This window comes from Kitasatospora sp. NPDC056783 (assembly GCF_042789895.1).
GTDB lineage: Bacteria > Actinomycetota > Actinomycetes > Streptomycetales > Streptomycetaceae > Kitasatospora.
This window is the reverse complement of sequence record NZ_JBHUAF010000073.1, coordinates 1-21,176: the sequence shown is the minus strand read 5'-3', so window position 1 is coordinate 21,176 and position 21,176 is coordinate 1. Positions and strand designations below refer to the sequence as shown.

Annotated in this window: 20 protein-coding genes; 11 read left to right on the top strand and 9 right to left on the bottom strand. The window is 72.5% G+C overall.

The window, feature by feature from the left end; genetic code table 11:
* Nucleotides 1-83: 83 nt before the first annotated feature.
* The gene (locus tag ACFRMQ_RS14015; RefSeq protein WP_380730499.1) at nt 84-488 is read left to right on the top strand and encodes a hypothetical protein; all 405 of its coding nucleotides are present in this window, start codon (nt 84-86) and stop codon (nt 486-488) included.
* 66 nt (nt 489-554) lie between these two features.
* Here the strand turns inward: ACFRMQ_RS14015 and ACFRMQ_RS14010 are convergent, their stop codons facing one another.
* Entirely contained in the window at nt 555-1,664 is a 1,110-nt protein-coding gene (locus ACFRMQ_RS14010; protein ID WP_380730496.1) for a ScbA/BarX family gamma-butyrolactone biosynthesis protein, read from the bottom strand.
* Between the two features lie 345 nt (nt 1,665-2,009).
* Between ACFRMQ_RS14010 and ACFRMQ_RS14005 the strand changes: the two genes are divergently transcribed.
* Nucleotides 2,010-2,651: a ScbR family autoregulator-binding transcription factor gene (locus ACFRMQ_RS14005; RefSeq protein WP_380730494.1), complete on the top strand. Its 642-nt coding sequence runs from the start codon at nt 2,010-2,012 to the stop codon at nt 2,649-2,651.
* A 79-nt stretch (nt 2,652-2,730) separates the two neighbouring features.
* On the opposite strand, the gene ACFRMQ_RS14000 is transcribed toward ACFRMQ_RS14005, so the two are convergent.
* The 4 genes from ACFRMQ_RS14000 to ACFRMQ_RS13985 all read right to left on the bottom strand — a co-directional run bounded on the left by ACFRMQ_RS14000 (nt 2,731) and on the right by ACFRMQ_RS13985 (nt 6,331).
* Nucleotides 2,731-3,345, bottom strand: a complete 615-nt coding sequence (locus ACFRMQ_RS14000) for a ScbR family autoregulator-binding transcription factor (RefSeq protein WP_380730491.1) — start codon at nt 3,343-3,345, stop codon at nt 2,731-2,733.
* A 226-nt stretch (nt 3,346-3,571) separates the two neighbouring features.
* A complete protein-coding gene (locus ACFRMQ_RS13995; protein WP_380730488.1) occupies nt 3,572-3,781 on the bottom strand; it encodes an acyl-CoA carboxylase epsilon subunit in 210 nt (69 codons plus the stop codon).
* A gap of 70 nt (nt 3,782-3,851) precedes the next feature.
* Nucleotides 3,852-5,453 (bottom strand): acyl-CoA carboxylase subunit beta, encoded by a 1,602-nt coding sequence (locus tag ACFRMQ_RS13990; RefSeq protein ID WP_380730486.1) that lies wholly within the window; start codon nt 5,451-5,453, stop codon nt 3,852-3,854.
* A 452-nt stretch (nt 5,454-5,905) separates the two neighbouring features.
* The gene (locus ACFRMQ_RS13985) at nt 5,906-6,331 is read right to left on the bottom strand and encodes a PLD nuclease N-terminal domain-containing protein (protein ID WP_380730484.1); all 426 of its coding nucleotides are present in this window, start codon (nt 6,329-6,331) and stop codon (nt 5,906-5,908) included.
* Nucleotides 6,332-6,424: 93 nt separating this feature from the next.
* On the opposite strand from ACFRMQ_RS13985, the gene ACFRMQ_RS13980 reads away from it, so the two are divergent.
* Together ACFRMQ_RS13980 and mqnP are read left to right on the top strand one after the other, a co-directional pair.
* Nucleotides 6,425-7,882, top strand: a complete 1,458-nt coding sequence (locus tag ACFRMQ_RS13980) for a menaquinone biosynthesis decarboxylase (protein ID WP_380730482.1) — start codon at nt 6,425-6,427, stop codon at nt 7,880-7,882.
* Nucleotides 7,879-8,778 carry a menaquinone biosynthesis prenyltransferase MqnP gene (gene mqnP / locus ACFRMQ_RS13975; RefSeq protein WP_380730480.1) on the top strand — a complete coding sequence of 300 codons (900 nt, stop codon included), beginning with the start codon at nt 7,879-7,881 and terminating at the stop codon, nt 8,776-8,778. The genes ACFRMQ_RS13980 and mqnP overlap by 4 nt, the downstream gene beginning before the upstream one ends.
* A 179-nt stretch (nt 8,779-8,957) precedes the next feature.
* Here mqnP and ACFRMQ_RS13970 read toward each other — a convergent pair whose 3' ends face one another.
* The 3 genes from ACFRMQ_RS13970 to ACFRMQ_RS13960 form a co-directional block, all read right to left on the bottom strand.
* Complete coding sequence (locus ACFRMQ_RS13970; RefSeq protein WP_380730477.1) at nt 8,958-9,713, bottom strand: alpha/beta fold hydrolase; 756 nt, start codon at nt 9,711-9,713, stop codon at nt 8,958-8,960.
* A 322-nt stretch (nt 9,714-10,035) separates the two neighbouring features.
* Nucleotides 10,036-10,752, bottom strand: coding sequence for an MOSC domain-containing protein (locus ACFRMQ_RS13965; protein ID WP_380730474.1), 717 nt, complete (start codon nt 10,750-10,752; stop codon nt 10,036-10,038).
* A 67-nt stretch (nt 10,753-10,819) separates the two neighbouring features.
* Nucleotides 10,820-11,563, bottom strand: coding sequence for a cyclase family protein (locus ACFRMQ_RS13960; RefSeq protein ID WP_380730472.1), 744 nt, complete (start codon nt 11,561-11,563; stop codon nt 10,820-10,822).
* Between the two features lie 89 nt (nt 11,564-11,652).
* On the opposite strand from ACFRMQ_RS13960, the gene ACFRMQ_RS13955 reads away from it, so the two are divergent.
* From ACFRMQ_RS13955 to ACFRMQ_RS13930, 6 genes are all read left to right on the top strand, one after another.
* Nucleotides 11,653-12,327: a UbiX family flavin prenyltransferase gene (locus ACFRMQ_RS13955; protein WP_380730470.1), complete on the top strand. Its 675-nt coding sequence runs from the start codon at nt 11,653-11,655 to the stop codon at nt 12,325-12,327.
* 119 nt (nt 12,328-12,446) lie between these two features.
* Nucleotides 12,447-12,905 carry an Lrp/AsnC family transcriptional regulator gene (locus tag ACFRMQ_RS13950; RefSeq protein ID WP_030055719.1) on the top strand — a complete coding sequence of 153 codons (459 nt, stop codon included), beginning with the start codon at nt 12,447-12,449 and terminating at the stop codon, nt 12,903-12,905.
* A 3-nt stretch (nt 12,906-12,908) separates the two neighbouring features.
* On the top strand, nt 12,909-13,871 hold the full coding sequence (locus tag ACFRMQ_RS13945) for a threonine/serine dehydratase (RefSeq protein ID WP_380730468.1): 963 nt from the start codon (nt 12,909-12,911) through the stop codon (nt 13,869-13,871).
* A gap of 52 nt (nt 13,872-13,923) precedes the next feature.
* Nucleotides 13,924-15,087 carry an aminofutalosine synthase MqnE gene (gene mqnE, locus ACFRMQ_RS13940; RefSeq protein WP_380730466.1) on the top strand — a complete coding sequence of 388 codons (1,164 nt, stop codon included), beginning with the start codon at nt 13,924-13,926 and terminating at the stop codon, nt 15,085-15,087.
* 117 nt (nt 15,088-15,204) lie between these two features.
* Nucleotides 15,205-16,461, top strand: a complete 1,257-nt coding sequence (locus tag ACFRMQ_RS13935) for a L,D-transpeptidase family protein (RefSeq protein ID WP_380730464.1) — start codon at nt 15,205-15,207, stop codon at nt 16,459-16,461.
* 122 nt (nt 16,462-16,583) lie between these two features.
* Entirely contained in the window at nt 16,584-17,531 is a 948-nt protein-coding gene (locus tag ACFRMQ_RS13930; protein WP_380730462.1) for a beta-ketoacyl-ACP synthase III, read from the top strand.
* Nucleotides 17,532-17,742: 211 nt separating this feature from the next.
* On the opposite strand, the gene ACFRMQ_RS13925 is transcribed toward ACFRMQ_RS13930, so the two are convergent.
* Entirely contained in the window at nt 17,743-18,390 is a 648-nt protein-coding gene (locus ACFRMQ_RS13925; protein WP_224284690.1) for a TetR family transcriptional regulator, read from the bottom strand.
* 361 nt (nt 18,391-18,751) lie between these two features.
* Here ACFRMQ_RS13925 and ACFRMQ_RS13920 point away from each other — a divergent pair, with 361 nt between their 5' ends.
* Nucleotides 18,752-21,160 (top strand): PQQ-binding-like beta-propeller repeat protein, encoded by a 2,409-nt coding sequence (locus ACFRMQ_RS13920; RefSeq protein WP_380730460.1) that lies wholly within the window; start codon nt 18,752-18,754, stop codon nt 21,158-21,160.
* Nucleotides 21,161-21,176 lie beyond the last annotated feature (16 nt).

Genomic DNA, 21,176 nt, shown 5'->3' with positions numbered 1-21,176 from the left:
AGGTAGCCGGGCCGAGGTGCGACAGGGGTAGTGCGCGCCGGCCGCCGGCCGGCGCGAGAGGGATCTGAGGAGGAAATCGCGCGATGGAGTGCGACGAGGTCATGCTGACCGTCCGAATCACCGCCGCCGAGCGCATGCTGCTCCGCCGGCTCGCCCAGGGACACCGGAGCGACGTGTCCGAGGTGGTGTCCGACGCCTTGCTGGACATCATCCCGACGCTCAGCGCGCCGGGGGACGCCTACCGGTTGCTGGGGGCGCTGGCGGTGCCCGCGCCGTGCGCCCTGACGGTCTGGCTGCCGACCCCGCTGGCCGACCTGCTGGTGCCCGGCGCGGCCCGGATCGCCCAGATCACCGACGTCCGGATCGAGTCGGCCAGTGCCGCCCTGGGCGCGGCGCTGCGGCTCTGGCTGGCCCAGGACGAGGTCCGGCTGGCGACCAACCTGAGCGTGATGCACGCGGGCCGGCCGGCCGCCCTGATGGCCGCCTGACCGGGTCGGGCCCTCCCTGCCGGACCCCGCCGGGCGCGATCCGGCGGGGAGGGCTCAGGACGCGGCCTAGCTGGCCAGCGGCAGCCGGCTGGCGCCGAGGCCCGGCGCGGCGGTGCGGCCGTCGTAGGCGTCCCGCCGGTCCGGTGCGGCCTGGCTCTCGGCCGGCCCGTCCACCGGTGCGGTGAGCATCCGGCACTCGGCCGCCGTCCGCCCGTCCTGGACCAACCGGACCAGCACCGGCAGCCGTCCGCCCGCCGCGCCCGGCCCTGCGGCCGGTTCGGGGACGGCCCGGACGAAGCAGGGCCGGTCCAGCTCGATGTAGCGGTCGAAGGAGGTCACCAGTTCGACCGGCACCACGGGTTCGGGGTGGCGCAGCCGCTGGGCGGCCTGCCGGGCGGCCTCCAGCACGAGCATCGCGGGCACGTGGTCGAGCTCGTGGTCGAACAGCACCGGATGGGTGGCGTCGGCGCGCAGCAGCCAGGTGTCCGGCGCCAGGGTCGGGCTGAGCACCACGTCCGCGGGCTGCGCCCGGCCGACCAGCTCGGGCGCGGCGGGCGCCGGCGGCCGGGGTGTGACGGTGCGTCGCGCCGGGCCGCGCAGCCGGGCGTACGAGGAGGGGGAGATCACCCGCAGCTGGCCGGTGCCGTGGCCGATCGGCGCGCCGTCCCGGGTGACCTCGACGCGCACCCGCAGCGAGGACAGCCGGCAGCCCCGCATCCGGACGTCCTCGCAGTCGACGGCCAGCATCAGCGAGGCGGGGCCGGCGGTGACGGCCAGGCCCGGCAGCCCGGGCTCGCCGAGCGCGTAGGAGAGGTCCTCCATGGCGAAGTGGTGGCCGCGGGGCACCCCGAACCCGGCGTGGCCGATCAGCAGCCCGGCCTGCCGGATGGTCTCCGCCATCAGCACCGGGTCGTGGTAGCGGTCCCCGGGGAGCCGGTAGAAGCCGTGCAGCCGGGGCCACTGGGCGCCGAGCAGGAAGTCGTACGGGCCGGTGGCCTGCCAGCCGGTGAGGAAGACCTCGGACACCGAGGCGCGGTGCACCAGGTGCCGGGAGACGGTGCGGTCGTGGAAGTCGTAGCCGGTCGCGGGGCCGTCGTGGAAGTCGAAGCCGCGGCCGCGTCCCGGGCCGGGGTGGGAGTACGGGCTGTGCGGGTCCGGCTCTACGATCGATGGCATGACTGGCCCCCGCTTCAGGGTGTCGGTCGGTGCGGCCGCCACGGCCGTCTGAGGAAAACATATAGACCACCCGGGTTGGTTATCCGACTGGGGGTGCCTCGGGCGCTCTCTCCGGCCCGGTCCCGGCGCCCCTATCATGGACGCGGGGAGTGCCTGTCCGGCCAGCCCGAGCCGTGGGTGAGGGGGCCGTCCATGGTGGACGGCCGAATCGGAGCAGGCGCCAATTGAATACCAACCATGCGGTTTTGGGGTGTCCCGTCCGCGTGCGAACGCGGCCCCGCAGGGGCACGTCGACAGCAGCCGGGTGGGGCGGGGATCGCGCCCGGCCGAGTCCGGAGGGGGCCAGTGGTCAAGCAGGAGAGGGCTGGGCGGACCCGGCAGGCCGTACTGCTCGCCGCCGCGGAGACCTTCGCGCAGGTGGGCTTCGAGGCCGCGAGCCTGGTCGACATCAGTCGCCGGGCCGGGGTGAGCAAGGGAGCCCTCTACTTCCACTTCGTGTCCAAGCAGGCCCTCGCCGACGGGGTGCGCCACGCCGCCGGGCGGGAGGTCGGCTCGTCCGCGCTGCGCGCCTTGCGGGCCGACGGCCCGGCGCTCCAGAGCCTGATCGACTTCTCGCACGAGCTGGCCCGGATGCTGCGCGAGGACCTGGTGGTGCGGGCCGGTGTCCGGCTCGGCTGCCGGGGAGCGCGCCGGGACGGCGCTCCGGACGGTCCGCCAGACGATCTCCCGACGGGCCAGGAGATCGTCTGGCACAGCCTCACCGCGGTCGTCCACCGGCTGCTGGGCCGGGCCGCCGAGGCCGGCGAACTGTGTCCCGAAGTGGACCGGAGGGCCGCCGCCGAACTGCTCATCGCGGCGGCGGCCGGTCAGGTGCTGATCGCGGGGGAGGGGGTCGGCCGGCCCGGGCCGGAGGCGGTGAGCCGGCTCTGGACGGCCGCGCTGCCGGCCCTGGTGGCGGCCGAGAACCGGGCCCGCTACCGGGTCTGAGCCGTCCCGGCGGCCTCGGTCCTGTCCGGCGCGCGTGCGGACGGGACCTCGGCGTCACGGCCTTCGCGCGGGCGCGGGCTCAGGCCCGCTCGGCGACGCTCAGCCGGGCCAGCGCGTGCGGTTGGACGAGACCGGGCAGCACCAGTGTCCAGAGGTCGGACATCCGCTGGATCAGGTCCTTCCGGTCGGTCAGCACCTGGGAGCTCAGCTGGATGCCGGTGACGGCTCCGGTGATCACCCCGGCGGCCGCGGTCAGGTCGATCCCCGGGTGGAGGTCGCCGGCCTTCCGGGCCTGCTCCAGCAGCTCCCAGGTGGTGTCCATCCAGCCCTGGTAGGCCGCGATCTGCGGCTGGGTGAAGCTGCCGTGCTCGATCGTCAGCCGGATGCTGCCGCGCACCAGCGGGTCGGTCTGGAGCGCGCGGGCGAAGGCGTAGCCGAGGTCGATCAGGTTCTGCACCGCGTTGTCCGAGGCCGGCTCCCAGCCGGAGATCCAGGCGCCCTGACCCTCGATGATGACGGAGAGCGCCAGCTGTTCCTTGGAAGTGAAGTGGAAGTACAGCGCGCCCTTGGTGACGCCGGCGCGGTCCAGGATTTCGGACATCGTGGCGCCGGCGTAGCCCCGCTCGTCGAACACCTCGGCCGCCGCGACGAGTACCGCCTGGCGGGTCGCCAGCGCGCGGGCCTGTCTGGCCATCGCAGCCTCCCTGGAAAGTTCTGGTAGCGGCAGCGGCCGATCCTACGGGCGGACTGGACGGCGGACGCATACCGTCCAGTAGGTATTCTACCGAGCCGCTCCACGCCCCGGGGGGCGGCGCGGAAGCCCGCGCACACCCACGGCGCCCGCGCCGGAGCGCTCCGGGAACGCGCGACGGCCGGTCACCCGGGTGGGGCGACCGGCCGTCGGCTCGGGCCGTGGGCCGTCAGGCGGCCTGCTGCCAGCTGACCGGCGAGTAGTACGCCGGGCGGCGCTCCAGCCGGCGCCAGTTGGCGATCGGTTCGAGCGGCGCGTTGGCGGAGGCCTGCTGCGCGGCGGCGGCGCGCGCGGCGAGGACGGCGGTCAGGGCGGCGAGTTCCTCGTCGGTGAGACTGCCGCGGACGATGCGGACGAGGGGTTCGGCGGAAGCGGTCATGTCCTGTTTTCTCCCCCTGTTGCTGCGGTCTGAGGTGGTTGCCGTACGGGCTGCGCGGTGGAGCGTGCCGCTACATCGGCGGGTTGCCGTGCTTGCGGCTGGGCAGGTCGGCGTGCTTGGTGCGGAGCATGGCCAGGGCGGAGGCGATGACCTGGCGGGTCTCGGCGGGGTCGATGACGTCGTCGACGAGGCCGCGTTCGGCCGCGTAGTACGGGTGCATCAGTTCGTTCTTGTATTCCTTGATCTTCTGGGCGCGCATGGCGTCCGGGTCCTCGGCGGCGTTGATCTCGCGCCGGAAGATCACGTTGGCGGCACCCTCGGCGCCCATGACGGCGATCTCGTTGGTGGGCCAGGCGTAGGAGAGGTCGGCGCCGATGGAGCGGGAGTCCATGACGATGTAGGCGCCGCCGTAGGCCTTGCGCAGGATCAGGGAGATGCGCGGGACGGTGGCGTTGCAGTAGGCGTAGAGGAGCTTGGCGCCGTGGCGGATGATGCCGCCGTGCTCCTGGTCGACGCCGGGCAGGAAGCCGGGGACGTCGAGGAGGGTGAGGAGCGGGATGTTGAAGGCGTCGCACATCTGGACGAAGCGGGCGGCCTTCTCGCTGGCGTTGATGTCCAGGACGCCGGCCAGGGACTGGGGCTGGTTGGCGATGATGCCGGTGACGTGGCCGTCGACGCGGGCGAGGACGCACAGGACGTTGGTGGCCCAGCGCTCGTGGACCTCCAGGTACTCGCCGTGGTCGACGATCTCCTCGATGACCTTGCGCATGTCGTAGGGGCGGTTGCCGTCGGCGGGCACGAGGTCGAGGAGGCTGTCGTTGCGGCGGTCGACCGGGTCCTCGCTGGCGACGGAGGGCGGCATCTCGCGGTTGTTCTGCGGGAGCAGCGAGAGGAGGTAGCGGACCTCCTCGATGCAGGACTGCTCGTCGTCGTAGACGAAGTGGGAGACGCCGGAGACGCCGGCGTGGACGTCGGCGCCGCCGAGGCCGTTCTGGGTGATCTTCTCGCCGGTGACGGCCTGGACGACGTCGGGGCCGGTGATGAACATCTGCGAGGTCTCGCGGACCATGAAGACGAAGTCGGTGAGCGCGGGGCTGTAGGCGGCGCCGCCGGCGCAGGGGCCGAGCATGACGGAGATCTGCGGGATGACGCCGGAGGCCTTGGTGTTGCGCTGGAAGATGCCGCCGTAGCCGGCGAGCGCGGTGACGCCCTCCTGGATGCGGGCGCCGGCGCCGTCGTTCAGGGAGACCAGCGGGGCACCGGCCGCGATGGCCATGTCCATGATCTTGTGGATCTTCTGGGCGTGGGCCTCGCCCAGCGCGCCGCCGAAGATCCGGAAGTCGTGCGCGTAGGTGAAGACGGTGCGGCCGTGGACGGTGCCCCAGCCGACGATCACGCCGTCGGTGTGCGGCTTCTTGGCCTCCAGGCCGAAGCCCTGGGCGCGGTGCCGGCGCAGCGGCTCGACCTCGTGGAAGGAGCCCTCGTCCAGCAGCAGTTCGATGCGCTCGCGGGCGGTCAGCTTGCCCTTGGCGTGCTGGGCCTCGGTGGCCTTGTCGCTGGGGCCGCGGCGGACCTTCTCGCGCAGCTCGTGCAGCTCGGCGACCCGGCCGCGGGCGTCGGCCGGGACCTCGTGGACCTCGCCGTCGACCGGCGCCTCATGCACAACCGTCATCTCGAACCACTCCAAGGGTGAGGGAACTGTCCGACAGCCAACGTCTGCTGTGCCCCCGGCTGCGAATCACTTTCTTCACTTATGACTGTACGAGGGGCCGTGCGCTGGTTTCGGCGTCGAATCCGTACAAGGTCGAGTTCGTTTAGCTGTCAGGCCTGTACAGAAGCGGTCCGTTGGAGTCCTGAGCGCTCGGTGTTCACGCGGATACCGGGGGTTGTCGGGCAGGTGATGGTCCGATGATCTGAGCATTAACAAAAGCGCAGGTCAGGGCCGTCTTTCAGTAAGGTAAGGCGGCTGTTTCGAGTAGCGCTCAAGGTTCGCTCAAGCAAGGTGGCCGATCGCCCCCGGCCCGGTTCGAAACGCGGATTCTCGTAGGGAAGCGCCAAAAACGCCGAAGCCCACCCCGAACGGTGGGGGTGGGCTGTCCGAGCGAGCGGGCGGACCGGCTCCGATCAGGGCTTCCTGCCCTCCTCGGGCTCGTCGCGGTCGCGCAGTTCCCGCTCGCGACGGCGCAGATCGGCCTCCCACTGCTTCAGCATGTCCTCGTGCTCTTTGTCGTCCTTCTTCAACGAAGCGAGGAACTCGGGGTCGTCGTCCGGCGCCAGGGGGCGCCCGCCGCGCGGAGCCGGACGGCCCGGGCGGCCGTCGGCCGGGTACTCCGGGCGGGCCCCGGCGGCGGCCGCGGCCGGCAGGAAGCCGCGCTGCTTGCCGGCGATCAGCCAGGCGATCGGGCCCAGCGGCGGGAAGAGCAGCACGATCAGCACCCAGACCACCTTCGGCAGGTGCTTCACCTCGTCCTCGGGCGTGGTCAGGCAGTCCACGAACGCCCAGACCCAGAGCGCGAGCGGAAGGACGATGGTCAGCAGAATCCGCAACATGGCCGCGATCTCCCCCCGCAACGGTGGTAGTGGCGGGCGCCTGGCAGGGGCCCTTGACCGAGCCAGGCTATCTGGTGGCGGATACTGACAGACATGGCATACGACGATCTCCGCTCGTTTCTCCGGGCCCTCGACCGCGAAGGCGACCTCAAGCGCATCAAGGCGGAGGTGGACCCTCACCTGGAGATCGGCGAGATCGTCGACCGGGTGCAGAAGGCCAAGGGGCCCGCGCTGCTCTTCGAGAACGTCAAGGGCTCGTCGATGCCACTGGCGATGAACGTCTTCGGCACCGAGCGGCGGCTGTCCAAGGCGCTCGGCCTCAAGGGGCCGGACGACATCTCCGAGAAGATCGCCGGCCTGCTCAAGCCGGAGCTGCCGCAGGGCTTCACCGGCTTCCGGGACGCCTTCGGCAAGCTCGCCTCGATCGCGCACGTGCCGCCCCGGAACGTGAAGTCCGGTGACGCCCCGGTGCAGGAGGTCGTGCTCACCGGCGACGACGTCGACCTGGACGAGCTGCCGGCCCTCTTCACCTGGCCGCTGGACGGCGGCTCCTTCTTCAACCTGGGCCTGACCCACACCAAGGACCCGGACACCGGCGTCCGCAACCTGGGCCTCTACCGGCTCCAGCGGCACGACCGCCGCACCATCGGCATGCACTGGCAGATCCACAAGGACAGCCGCAACCACTACGCGGTGGCGGCCAAGCGGGGCGAGCGGCTCCCGGTCGCCATCGCCTTCGGCTGCCCGCCGGCCGTCACCTACGCGGCCACCGCGCCGCTGCCCGGGGACATCGACGAGTACCTCTTCGCCGGCTTCGTCGCGGGGGAGCGGGTGCGGATGGTCGACTGCAAGACGGTGCCGCTCCAGGTCCCGGCCGACGCCGAGGTGGTCCTGGAGGGCTGGCTGGAGCCCGGCGAGATGCTGCCCGAGGGCCCGTTCGGCGACCACACCGGCTTCTACACCCCGCAGGAGCCGTTCCCGGCACTGAAGATCGACTGCGTGACGATGCGCCGCCGTCCGATCCTCCAGTCCATCGTGGTCGGCCGCCCGCCGACGGAGGACGGCCCGCTGGGCAAGTTCACCGAGCGGTTCTTCCTGCCGCTGCTGAAGATCATCATCCCGGACATCGTCGACTACGACCTGCCCGAGGCCGGCGGCTTCCACAACTGCGTGATCGTCTCGATCGACAAGAAGTACCCCAAGCACGCCCAGAAGACGATGCACGCGATCTGGGGCGCCCACATGATGTCGCTCACCAAGCTGATCATCGTGGTGGACTCGGACTGCGACGTGCACGACTACCAGGAGGTGGCGTGGCGGGCCTTCGGCAACGTCGACTACAGCCGTGACCTCACGGTGGTCGAGGGGCCGGTGGACCACCTGGATCACGCCTCGTACCAGCAGTTCTGGGGCGGCAAGGCCGGCATCGACGCCACCCGCAAGCTGCCGGAGGAGGGCTACACCCGGGACGGCGGCTGGCCGGAGATGGTGTCCTCGGACCCGGACACGGCCGCGTTGGTGTCGCGCCGCTGGAAGGAGTACGGGCTGTGAGCACCGCGGCTGCGGTCGAGACCCCGGGGCGCGCGAAGGCCTTCCTGCGCCTGGTGATGATCGAGCACTCGGTCTTCGCCCTGCCCTTCGCCTACATCGCCGCCCTGACGGCCATGTTCCTCGCCGACAAGCGGGTGCACTGGGGCCAGCTGTTCATCGTCACGGTCTGCATGGTCGGGCTGCGGACCTTCGCCATGGCGGCGAACCGGATCATCGACCGCGAGATCGACGCCCGCAACCCGCGGACGGCCTCGCGCGAGCTCGTCACCGGTGCGGTGTCGCTGAGGACCGCGTACATCGGCTCGGCCGTCGCGCTGGTGGTCTTCCTCGGCGCCGCCGCGCTGTTGAACCCGCTCTGCCTGGTGCTCGCGCCCGTGGCCGTGGTGCCGATGGTGGTCTACCCGTACGGCAAGCGGTTCACGAACTTCCCGCAGGCGATCCTGGGCCTGGCCCAGGCGATGGGGCCGGGCGGCGCCTGGCTCGCGGTGACCGGCCGCTGGTCCTGGGACGCGGTCGTGCTGGGCGCCGCCGTCGGCATCTGGATCGGCGGGTTCGACCTGATCTACGCCTGCCAGGACGTCGAGTCCGACCGGGAGAACGGGGTCCGCTCGGTGCCGGCCCGGTACGGCGTGCCGGCGGCCATCCGCGGCGCGCGGGTGTGCCACGTGCTGACCACGCTGCTGCTGGGCTGGTTCGGGCTGCTGACCCACGTCGGGGTGGCGTTCTGGATCGGTCTGGCGGTCGTCGCCGGAGCGTTCGTCTACGAGCACACCATCGTCAAGCCGAACGACCTGTCGAAGCTCAATCGGGCGTTCTTCCAGACCAACAGCTTCGTGGGCGTCTCGCTGTTCTTCTTCGCCCTGGTGGACCTGGTCGTCCGCGGCCTCGGGGTCTGACCCGGCACACCCTCCGACCGGCGCGCGCCGACCGATCCCCGAAGGCATCGGATCCGGCGCGCGTCGGCGTTTGCGCGCCCCTGGGCCGCCTCACGCTCCGGCAATCGGCCGGGCCCGCTCGACCGGCCGGACGATCGGTCGTGATCGGCGGACCGTACGGACACCCGGGCCCGAACGGGTCAGTTGTGCAGGAAGCCCTCCAGCGACGCCGCCAGGGCCACCGGGGCCTCGTACATCGGGTAGTGCCCGCTGCCGCCCAGCTCCTCCAGCTCGGCGTTGGGGAAGTGGGACAGGAAGGTGTCGCGCATCAGCTCGGCGGTGAGGGCCAGGTCGTGCTCGCCGACGATCACCTTGACCGGCACCGGGTTGCCGCTGATCCGGCGCTCCAGGTCGGCCGTCGTCCAGTCGCGGACGTAGCTGCCGAAGGCCTCGGAGGTGGAATGCCGGAGGGACTGGTCGACCATCCGGTCCAGCCAGACCCGGCCGGCCCGCTGCCCGGTGACCAGGTCGAGGATCGCGAAGCGCTTCTCCCGGTCCTCGGCGGCGCCGTAGAACAGCGCCGCGCCCGCCTCGTCCAGCGGGTACACCCCGGCGGGCACCGGGGCCAGGCCGGCCAGCTTGCGCACCCGCAGCGGCGCCTCGGCGAGCACCTGCTGGGCGGCCTTGCCGCCCATCGAGTGGCCGACCAGGGAGAAGCGGTCCCAGCCGAGCTGGTCGGCCAGGGCGAGCGCGTCGGAGGCGATCTCGGCGAGGGTGTAGGCGCCGGGGACGTCCTTGCGCTGCCCGTAGCCGCGGTAGTCGAGGAAGGCGTAGCTGAAGGCGCCGCCGTCGAGGCAGTCGAGGAACGGGCCCCAGCCGGCACTGGTGCCGAACCAGTCGTGCAGGACCAGGACGTGGTGGTCGCCGGTGCCGGTCAGGTGGTGAGGGATCGTCATGCCCTCGGTCGTTCCCCGTGGACCGCCCGCCCGAACGGACGGTCCACGGGGAACCTCCGGCGGCTGCTCCTCGCCGGGGGAGGGCCTCCTGCCGGGCGGCCGTGAGCAGCTCGGCCGCCCCGCCTCGACGTGCACCCGATCGAGTGAAGATCGGGCGTCGGGCCCGGAAGGTGGCCCGGGGCGGCCGTCCGGGGCGGAATCCGACGGCGACGCGTCCCGACGGCGACGTGCTCCGAGGGGCCGTGATCGGCAAGCCGCGGTGCCCGGTGCCCGACCGTCCGGACCCGGCGGCGCCGGCCGGCGCGGTCGGCCCTCGCCGCGGTCAGTCCAGCGTCAGCCGGTCGCCGACCCGCAGGCGGCCCGGGGCGGCGACCTCGGCGAGGGCGTCGAGCCGGCCGTCGTGGGCGTGCACGATGGCCTTGAGGATCTCGGGCGCGTGCGGCAGGCCGGGCTGCGGGGCGCCGGTCATCGAGCAGCGCTCGCTGGAGGCGACGAAGGAGAGCCGGGCGCTGTCCGGGGCCTCGCCGCGGGCCTGGCGGCCCAGCCAGGCGTCCTCGACGAACGGCGGGGTGCCGGGCGGGGTGCGCAGGAGGATGTTGGGGCGGAACCGGCGCTCGTCGACCACGGTGAAGGGCGCGGCCTCGCCGAACCACTCCAGGGTGGCGGTGCTGAGCACGCTGACCGGCAGCTGGTCGAAGTGCGAGACGGCGTCCTCGCGGGCGAGTTCGACGTCGTCGAGCTGGAGGTAGGCGCGCAGGAAGGCGTTCGGCCGCTCGACCGGGCGGCCGAGCGGGTCGAACAGCTCGGGCCCGTCGATCCGGCGGCCGAGCCGGGCGGAGAGCCGGAGCAGGCCGTCCATCCGGCGGAAGCGGCGGGTGTTCTTGCCCGAGCCGAGTTTCCCGGCCGCGTCGCGGACGGCGTAGAGGCGGTCTCCGGCCAGGCCGCGCTCATCCACGTCGACGGAGTCGAGCCGCTCGCCGCCGGTGGACTTCACGGGGTAGCGCCAGATCCGCTCGACCACTCCGATGATCTCAGCCATGGCCGGAAAGCGTACTGGCGTTGACGGGGGATGGTCTAGACCAAGTGCGAACAGGTTACTCGCGGGTTCAGCCGAGCCGGGCCACCGCCCGCACCGGCGCGCCGTCCGCCGCGACCAGCCGCAGCGGGAACAGCGAGACCTCCACCGGCAGACCGGCCTCCTGGGCCGCCAGCAACGGCCGCAGGTCGGTCAGGTTCTCGGCGATCACCCCGCCGCCGGGCGCCCCCAGCAGCACCCGGTGGGCGGCGAGCGAGGGCTCTTCGGCGGTGGCGTGGTCGTGCTCGTCGGTGAGGTCGGCGAGCAGGGCGGCCACCGCCGGGTCGCCCGGGCCCGGGGCGGGGGTCGGGTCGACGCTGAGCGCGTCCACCCCGACCGTCCGCACCCCGGCGGCGACGATCGCCTCGGCGGCGGCCGGGGTCAGGCTGGGGTGGGCGAGGTAGGTGTCGGTGCCCCAGTGCCGGGCCCAGCCGGTGGCCAGCAGCAGGACGGTACCCTCGGCGACCCGCTCCAGAGCGGGCGCCAGCAGCTCGGGGGTGACGGCCGTCCGGGGCTCCAGCCCGCGCAGATCGGCGACCACGGCCGGGCCGGCGAACCGTTCCAGCGGCAGCCCGTCCAGGGTCGGCCAGGTGACGTCCACGTGGTACGGCGCGTCCACGTGCGTCCCGGACTGCGAACCGAGGTGCAGGGCCAGCACGTTCACCCCGGCGGTGGCCGTGGTGAGCGCGGGCTCCAGCAGGACGGCCGGATCGCCGGGGTAGACCGGCATCGCGGTGGTCACCTGATGGGTGAGGTCGACGAGGGTCGCTGCCATGCCCCCATCCTCCCAGGGGCCGGGGGGTTGCGGACCCTCCCGGTCCGCCCGGGCCGAACGCGCCGGTGGAGCCGGGACAGAATTGACCCATGGGAACTGCGAAGCGTCAGCCGTGGGTGGTCGGGGTCTCGGGAGCGTCGGGGACGCCGTACGCGGCCTCGGTGATCCGCGCCTTGCTGGCGGCCGGCGAGGCGGTGGACCTGATCGTCAGCCGTGCCGCCCGGCTGACCATCCTGGACGAGACCGGCATCTCCTTCCGGGACGCCCACTGGGTCACCGACCTCGCCGCCTGGCTGGGTACGGACCAGGGCCTGGACGACGTCCGCTACTGGCCCGCCGGGGACTTCGCGGCCGGCCCGTCCAGCGGCTCCTACCCCGCCAAGGGCATGCTCGTGGTGCCCGCGACCACCGGCGCGGTGGCCGGGATCGCGCTCGGCCTGAGCAAGGACCTGCTGCAGCGGGTCGCCAGCGTCACCCTCAAGGAGCGCCGCCCGCTCGTCGTCTGCGTCCGTGAGACACCACTCAACGGGGTGACGCTGAAGCACTTGGTGGAGCTCGACGCGCAGGGGGCGGTCGTGCTGCCCGCGTCCCCCGGCTTCTACGCCGGCGGCTCCACCGTCCGTGAGCTGGTGGATTTCGTGGCCGGCCGGGTGCTGGACGCCGTCGACGTGCCGCATTCCCTGTACCTCCGCTGGGAAGGGGAGTTGGGAGCGGCCGCCCGCAAGACGGCCGACGACGACGGCGCTCGGCCTGAGGGGGAGTGAGGAGACCGAGGGCGGGAGAGTATCTTCTCTGCGATATCCGGGTCGTTCGGCGCACGGCGCCTTTGAATCCGGATAATGATCTGTGGGTCTGGTGAGGTTCGGAAGGACGCGGACGGTATATGGACACGGTGGACAGACAGCTCATCCAGGCGCTCCGGGAAAACGGCCGTGCGTCCTACGCCGAGTTGGGCCGGCTGGTCGGACTCTCCGGCCCGAGCGTCACTGACCGGATCAACCGCCTGGAGCAGGCCGGGGTGATCACCGGCTACCGGGCGACGGTCAACCCGGCCTCGCTGGGCTTCGGCGTCACGGCCCTGATCGGCCTTCAGCTCACCGACGCCGCCGACCACGAGGACGTGGCGTTCCGGCTGAAGGACCTCAACGAGGTCGAGGACTGCTGGTTCATCGCCGGTGACGACTCCTACATGCTCAAGGTCCGGGTGGCCGACGTGGCCGGCCTGGAGTCGGTGGTCAAGCGGATCTCGGGCACGAAGGGCGTGGCCAGGACCCGCACCACCGTCGTACTCTCCACGAAGTGGGAGAACCGGGTGAGTGAACTTCCTCCTGTAGGAGAGTGACGCATGGCACTGGTCGGTCTGGAGGAACTGCGCGCCGCCCGGCAGCGGATCGCGGGGGTCGCCGTGCGCACCCCGCTGGTCCCCGCCCCCTGGGCGGCCGACGGGAATCGGCGGCTCTGGCTGAAGCCCGAGAACCTCCAGCCGACCGGGGCCTTCAAGACCCGCGGCGCCTACAACCGGCTCGCCGCGCTCACCGAGGACGAGCGGGCCCGCGGCGTGGTCGCCCAGTCCAGCGGCAACCACGCGCAGGCCGTCGCCTACGCGGCCCGCACGCTCGGCATCAAGGCCGTGATCGTGATGCCGGACACCTCGCCCGCGGTGAAGGTGGACGCCACCCGCTCGTTCGGCGCCGAGGTGATCCTGGTCGCGCCGCAGGAGCGGGACACCCTGCCCGGCGAGCTGGCCGAGAAGCACGGCTACGTCTGGGTGCCGCCGTACGACGACCCGTTCATCATCGCGGGCCAGGGCACGGTCGGCCTGGAGATCGCCGAGGACGCCCCGGCCGAGTTGGACACCGTCCTGGTGCCGGTCAGCGGCGGCGGCCTGATCGGCGGCACGGCGGCCGCGCTCAAGCTCACCCGCCCGGGCATCCGGGTGATCGGCGTGGAGCCCGAGCTGGCCGCCGACGCCCGGGCCAGCCTGCGGGCCGGGCGCCGGGTCGAGTGGCCGGTCGCCGACACCTACCGGACCATCGCGGACGGGCTGCGCACCCCGTCCCTGGGCGTGCTGCCGTTCGAGCACGTCACCGCCTACGTGGACGACATCGTCACCGTCACCGAGGACGAGATCCGCGCGACCGTGGCCGTGCTGGCCCGGCGCGGCCGGCTGGTCGCCGAGCCCTCCGGGGCGGTCGCCCCGGCCGCGTACTTCCACCGCGCCGCCGAGACCGGGGGCCAGACGCTGGCGGCCGTGGTCAGCGGCGGCAATATCGACCCGGTACTTCTCGCCGAGCTGCTCTCGTCATAGGCGTAACCTCGTCTCCGGCAACGAATCGAATGTCGGAGGAGGCGAGGCACGCATGGACGCAGGGCTCAAGCGCGAGCTGGAGGCGAAGGTCTACGCGGGTGAGCGGCTGACCCGCGAGGACGGGATCGCGCTCTACGAGAGCGATGACCTGGCCTGGCTGGGCGGGCTGGCCCACCACGTGCGGACGCGGAAGAACGGCGACGTCGTCCACTTCAACGTCAACCGCCACCTCAACATGACCAACGTGTGCAGCGCGTCCTGCGCGTACTGCTCGTTCCAGCGCAAGCCGGGCGAGAAGGACGCCTACACGATGCGCATCGAGGAGGCCGTCCGCCTCGCCAAGGCGATGGAGGTCGAGTCCCTCACCGAGCTGCACATCGTGAACGGCCTGCACCCGACCCTGCCGTGGCGCTACTACCCGCGCTCGCTGCGGGAGCTGAAGGCGGCCCTGCCGAACGTCTCGCTGAAGGCCTTCACCGCCACCGAGATCCACTGGTTCGAGAAGATCAGCGGCCTGTCCGCCGACGAGATCATGGACGAGCTGATCGACGCCGGCCTGGAGTCGCTGACCGGCGGCGGCGCGGAGATCTTCGACTGGGAGGTCCGCCAGCACATCGTCGACCACGACACCCACTGGGAGGACTGGTCGCGGATCCACCGGCTCGCCCACAGCAAGGGCCTCAAGACGCCGGCCACCATGCTGTACGGCCACATCGAGGAGCCCCGCCACCGGGTGGACCACGTGCTGCGGCTGCGCGAGCTCCAGGACGAGACCGGCGGCTTCCAGGTCTTCATCCCGCTGCGCTACCAGCACGACTTCCACGACTCCAAGGACGGCGTCGTGCGCAACAAGCTGATGGCCCGCACCGAGATGGCCACCGGCGCCGAGGCGCTGAAGACCTTCGCAGTCTCCCGGCTGCTCTTCGACAACGTCCCGCACGTCAAGGTCTTCTGGGTGATGCACGGCGTCACCACCGCCCAGCTGGCGCTCAGCCACGGCGCGGACGACATGGACGGCTCGGTGGTCGAGTACAAGATCACCCACGACGCGGACAACTTCGGCACCCCGAACAAGCTCGGCCGCGACGACCTGCTCAACCTGATCCGGGACGCCGGCTTCCGCCCGGTGGAGCGCAACACCCGCTACGAGATCATCCGCGAGTACGAAGGACCGGACCTGGCGCGCCGTGAGTCGCCGCAGGCGATGCGCCTCTGACCTGCGGAACCCCACCGCCGCCCGGGCCGGTCACCGGCCTGGGCGGCGGTTGTCTTCACGGCCTCCGCACGGGGGGCGGGTTTACCAACGGGTACGGCGTTTGGCAGGATCGAAGGCATGTCCGGTTCTGATCGTGCCACCGCGTACCCGTCGCACCAGCCGATGCGGGAGCCGGGCGACCTGATGCCACCGCAGCGGTACGAGGGCTCCCAGGCGTACCAGCAGCCGGTCCAGCAGGGCTACCACTACGGCGATCACCAGTCGTACGAGCAGGCCCCTGACGGGTACTCCGAGACGTACGGCCGGCCGGTGCCGCCGTACGAGCCGGTCCCGCCGTACGAGTCGGTCCCGTCGTACGAGCCCGGCCCGGAGCCCGTCCGGTACCAGGCCGCGCCCGGCTACGAGTCCGAGTCGGTCTACGCCGCCGAACCCGTGCACGCGCAGGAGCCGGCCCTGATGGTGCCCGAGCCCGTGCTGCTCGCCGCCGCCCCGGTGGAGGGTGCCCGGTCGGCCGCCCGGGGCCGGCGACGCAAGGCCAAGCAGAAACGTCACGGCAAGGCGATGATGGCCGGCACCGCCCTGCTGGTCGCCGCCACCGCCGGCTGGTACGCCGTCGGCCAGGACGACGCCAAGCCCGGCATCGCCGCCGCCGACGGGCCCGGCCCGGAGGGCGTCAGCAAGCCCGACCAGCCCGGCCCGAACCCCGCGGCCGCCCAGGCCGCCTCCGACCGGCAGGCCGCCGCCACGGCCGCCGCCCGCGGCCAGGCCCGCCAGGACGGCTCGGTCGCCGCGATACCGGGCCTCGGCGCGGCCTTCACCGCGAAGATCCCCGCCGAGACCACCCAGGTCGTGGTCGCCTCCGGCCAGGACAAGAACACCGACAAGAACAGCGTCGTCCTCTGGACCCGCACCCCCGAGGGCCGCTGGCTGGCCGGCGAGACCTGGCAGGGCCACAACGGCAAGAACGGCTGGACCGCCGACCACAACGAGGGCGACCTGCGCAGCCCGATCGGCGTCTTCAGCCTCACCGACGCGGGCGGCCGCAAGGCGGACCCGGGCAGCAAGCTCCCGTACGCCAAGGACCCGAGCTTCGTGGTCTCCGGGACGGGCTTCTTCGGCGACCAGCTGGCCGGCTCCTTCGACTACGTGGTCGCGATCAACTACAACCGCGTCGCCGGCAACTCCCCGCTCGACCCGCGCCGCCCGATGGGCTCCAAGAAGGGCGGCGGCATCTGGCTCCACGTGGACCACGACGGCCCGACCCACGGCTGCGTGTCGATCCCCGAGGACAAGATGGCCCAGCTGATCCGCACCCTGGACCCGGCCGCCCATCCGGTCATCGTGATGGGTGACGCGCCGACACTGGCCGCCTGACCCCGACCGGATCGCGGCCCAGTCGCCGCAACGTCCCTTGTCGATCTCCTACAGATCACGGGGGCGGATCCTGTCACCGGTCGTACCCAGCCGACCAGCCGGTAACGCGGTTCCATGGCAGTATGAGCGGTTCGCGCATTGTGGCACTCGGCCACTACCAGCCTCCCAAGGTCCTCAGCAACGACGACCTGGCGGCATTCGTCGACACCGATGACGAATGGATCCGCACCCGGGTGGGCATCCGCACCCGGCACATCGCCGAGGACGAGAGCCTGGTCGACATGGCGACCGAGGCGGCGCAGAAGGCACTCGCCAACGGCGGCCGGACGGCGGCGGAGATCGACCTCGTCGTCGTCGCCACCTGCACCGCGATCGAGCGCAGCCCCAACACGGCCGCCGCGGTGGCCGCCCGGCTGGGCGTGCGTTCGCCCGCCGCCTACGACATCAACACGGTCTGCTCCGGCTTCTCCTACGCCCTGGCCACCGCCGACCACGCGATCCGGGCCGGCTCGGCCCGCCGCGGGCTGGTGATCGGCGCCGAGCGGATGTCCGACACCCTCGACTGGACCGACCGCTCCACCTGCGTGATCTTCGCCGACGGCGCGGGCGCCGCGCTGGTCGAGGCCCAGGAGGACGGTGCCGAGCCCGGCATCGGCCCGGTGGTCTGGGGCTCCGAGCCCGAGCGGGGCGACGCCGTGGTGATCACCGGCTGGGACCCGGTGATCAGCCAGCAGGGCCAGTCCGTCTTCCGCTGGGCCACCACCCAGCTCGCCCCGCTGGCCCGTCAGGCCTGCGAGCGGGCCGGGATCGACCCGGCGGAGCTGAAGGGCTTCGTGCCGCACCAGGCCAACCTGCGGATCATCGACGCGATCGCCGGCAAGCTGGGCCTCGCCGAGGACGCCGTGGTCGCCCGGGACGTCGTCCACTCCGGCAACACCTCGGCCGCCTCGATCCCGCTGGCCTTCTCCAAGCTGGTCGAGCGCGGCGAGCTCGCGCCCGGCGACCCGGTGCTGCTCTTCGGCTTCGGCGGCGGCCTGGCCTACGCCGGGCAGGTCGTGCGCTGCCCCTGATCGAACGACCCGGGTCCGCGTAGGCGACGGGCCCGGGAAACCGGACATGCCGGTGGGCGGGCACCCCGTGCGAGGGGGCCCGCCCACCGGCATGTCTGGCGCGCGTACGGCACGTCGGCGGACCTCCCCCGAGGACACGGCCGCCGTCCGTCGTTCCCCGGACAGGAGGCCGGGGCTGCGCGCGGAGCGGATGGTGGGTCGGAGGACGGTCCTACTTGGGCGCCTTCTTGCCGGTGACGCCCAGGTACACCAGGGGAGCGAGGTTGGGCTTGAGGTCCTTGACCTTGACGCCCCAGGAGGTGAAGGCCTTCTGGTGCTCGGCCGCCGATGCCAGCAGCGAGACCAGGGCCCCGGCCACGGCGTTCGGGTCGAGCGACTTGTCGGCCTGACCCTTCGCCTGGAGTTCCTTGACGGCCTCGGCGAGCGGCTTGGCGACCGCGTTGAGGACCGTCATGCGGATCTTGAAGAACCGCTTGTCCCCTTCGGCGGCACCGAGCGTGACCACTCGGAGAATGGCGTCGTTCTTGCGCCAGAAGGCGAGGAATCCGTCGACCAGTTCTTCCGAAGTGGTCGGTCCGGACTTCCCTGCCCAGGACTTTCCGGCCACCAGCTCTTTGAGCTGGTCGGCGTCCTTGGCCATTTCCTCGGCGATTTCGAGGACAGCGCCCTCGACATCCGGGAAGTACTGGTAGAAGGTCGCGGGGGAGGTACCCGCCATACGGGCGACGTCGATGACCTTGACGTCCCGATAGGGCGACGTGCTGAGCATCTCGCGGAGGCAATCGAGCAGCTTCTGCCGCGTCTCCTGTCCGCGTCGCCCGGCGACGCGACCGTCGACGGTGCGAACTTGTCCTGTCATGCCGTCAGCTTACCGTGGCACGATCTTGGCGCGATTCGGTGATGCGACTATTACTCCGCACGGGGGGTTGGTTTAGCGGCATGAACCGCTTCGGACGGATATTCACCGGGCTTCGATGCCCCTGTTGAAGCCCCCCCGTGTGCCTTTGATCTCACAGCGTGACGGCGAGTCCGCTGAGGGGTGGTCCGGTAACGCAGCGTGACGAATGGGGAAGCGGGCCGAGCCGTCCGGAACCAGCCGTTCTCCCGGCCGGGGCGGCGGCTCCGGTCGGACGGGGGAGGTTGGATATGCGCGGGACTGCATTGGAGAATCGGGTTCGGCACCACGCGGCGGGTGCGGACAACGGGGAGGTGGCAGCGGAGTGGACCAGCTGACGGCGCACGATCCGAGGCGGATCGGGCCCTTCGAGGTGCTGGGGCGGCTCGGCGCGGGCGGGATGGGGCTGGTCTACCTGGCGCGGTCCGCGGCGGGCCGGCGGGTGGCCATCAAGACCGTGCGGGGTGAGCTGGCCGAGGACGAGCTGTTCCGGGTCCGCTTCGCCCGGGAGATCGCCGCCGCCAAGACGGTCGGCGGCTTCTACACGGCGGCCGTGGTCGACGCGGACGCCGACGCCCGGGTGCCCTGGCTGGCCACCGCGTACATCCCGGCCCCCTCGCTGGAGGACCTGGTCGAGGACTGCGGCCCGCTGCCGGTGGAGGCCACCCGCTGGCTGGTCGCCGGCATCGCGGAGGCCCTCCAGTCCATCCACGCGGCCGGGCTGATCCACCGCGACCTGAAGCCCTCCAACGTCCTGGTGGTCGAGGACGGCCCGAAGGTGATCGACTTCGGCATCGCGGCCGGCGTGTCGAGCACCCGGCTCACCATGACCAACGTCGCGGTCGGCACCCCGGCGTACATGTCCCCCGAGCAGGCCCGCGACAGCCGCAACGTCCGCGGCGCCAGCGACGTCTTCTCGCTGGGCTCGCTGATGGTCTTCTGCGCCACCGGGCACCCGCCCTACCGGGGCTCCAACCCGGTCGAGACGGTGTTCCAGCTGCTGCGCGAGGAGCCGGACCTGACCGGCATGCCGTCCGAGCTGATGGACCTGGTCCGGGCCTGCATGCAGCAGGCGCCCGAGCACCGGCCCACCCCGGCGCAGATCCAGGCCGAGCTGGCCCCGCACCTGTTCTCCCGGGACGACGCCACCGGCGAGGCCGGGGACTGGCTGCCGGCCAACGCGCTGGAGCTGATCGAGCGCAAGCGCGGCCGCCGGCCGGTCGCCGCGCCCGCCCGCCCGGCGCAGCCGCCCCAGCCGCCCGCGGTGCCGCCCTCGCACGCCCCCGCGACGGGGCACCCGCAGGCGCCGCCCGCGCACGTCCCGTCCCAGCACTTCGGGACGGCCGACCCGCGCACCAACCCGGGGCGGCACGCGCAGCCGCCGGCCGGGCCGGTGCACAGCCCGCCGCACCCGCACCCGCACCCGGGTCCGGCCTCGGACGCCGAGATCCCGACCGCGAAGATCGCCTCCCCGAACAAGCACCGGGCGCCCACCGGCGGCGCCGTCGAGGTGCGGCTGTCCGGCGCCTCGGTGCGGATAGGCCCCGGGCCCCGGGCCGAGTACGAGCAGCCCGGCCCGGACACCGCCCCGGCCACGACCGACTGGGTCCGCCGGGCCGCCACCCCGCCGCCCGCCCCGGTGGCCCGCTGGCGCCCCTGGCGGTTCCGGATGTCCAACGACGTCTGGGGCACCCCGGTCGTCGCCGACGGCACGCTCTTCGTCTCCAGCTTCGAGGTGCACGCGCTGGACATCGCCTCCGGCGAGCGCCGCTACAAGACCCGGGACGTCGCCTGGGCGCTCGCGGTGGACGCCGGCCGGGCGCACGCCGCGGACGGCCCGCACCTGTACACCGTGGACGCCGCGGACGGCACCGAGCGCTGGCGCACCTCGCTGGACGGCTGGGTCTACTCGCTCTCCGCCGCCGACGGGGTGCTCTGCTGCGGGATCCGGGGCGGCGGCGTCCAGCTCCGCTCGGCCGCCAACGGCGCCGAGCTGTGGCGCGCCGACGACGCCCAGCAGGACTACGAGAACCCCCAGTCAGGCCCGGTCCTGGTGGGCGGCGCCGCCTACTACTACGGCGCCGGACGGCTGCGCTGCGTGGACCCGCGCGGCGCGGGCCTGCGCTGGTCCTTCCCGGTCGGCGAGGACGTGCCCTCGCACCCGGTCGAGCGCGGCGGAGTGCTGTACGTGTCCGCCGGCACCCGGGTGTACGCGCTGGACGCGGTCAGCGGGGCCGAGCGCTGGCGCTTCGACGCCCCGGTGGTGCTGTTCACCCCGCCCGCCCTGGACGCCGACGCGGTCTACGTGGCCGACTACCTGGGCACGGTCTACGCGCTGGACGCGGCCACCGGCCTGGACCGCTGGCGCGGGGTCACCGGGCGCCGTCAGGGCGCCGACCCGGTGGTGGTGTCGGACGGCATGGTGCTGGTCGGCAACGGCGAGGTGCTGTACGCCTTCGAGGCGGCCACCGGCCGGGAGCGCTGGCGCTACACCGCCCGCGGCGAGATCGTCGGCTCCCCGGCGGTGGCCGACGGCCTGGTGCACCTGGGCAGCCGGGACCACTCGCTGCACACCCTCGACCTGGCGAGCGGTCAGCTGCGCTGGGAGCTCGGCACCAAGGGCGAGCTCACCGGCTCGCCGGTGGCGGTCGGCGGCCGGGTCTTCGTCGGCTCCAAGGACCGCTGCGTGTACGCGCTGGACGCCTTCTACGGAACGGCGGTGCCCGCCCGCTGAACCGCGGGGCGGACAC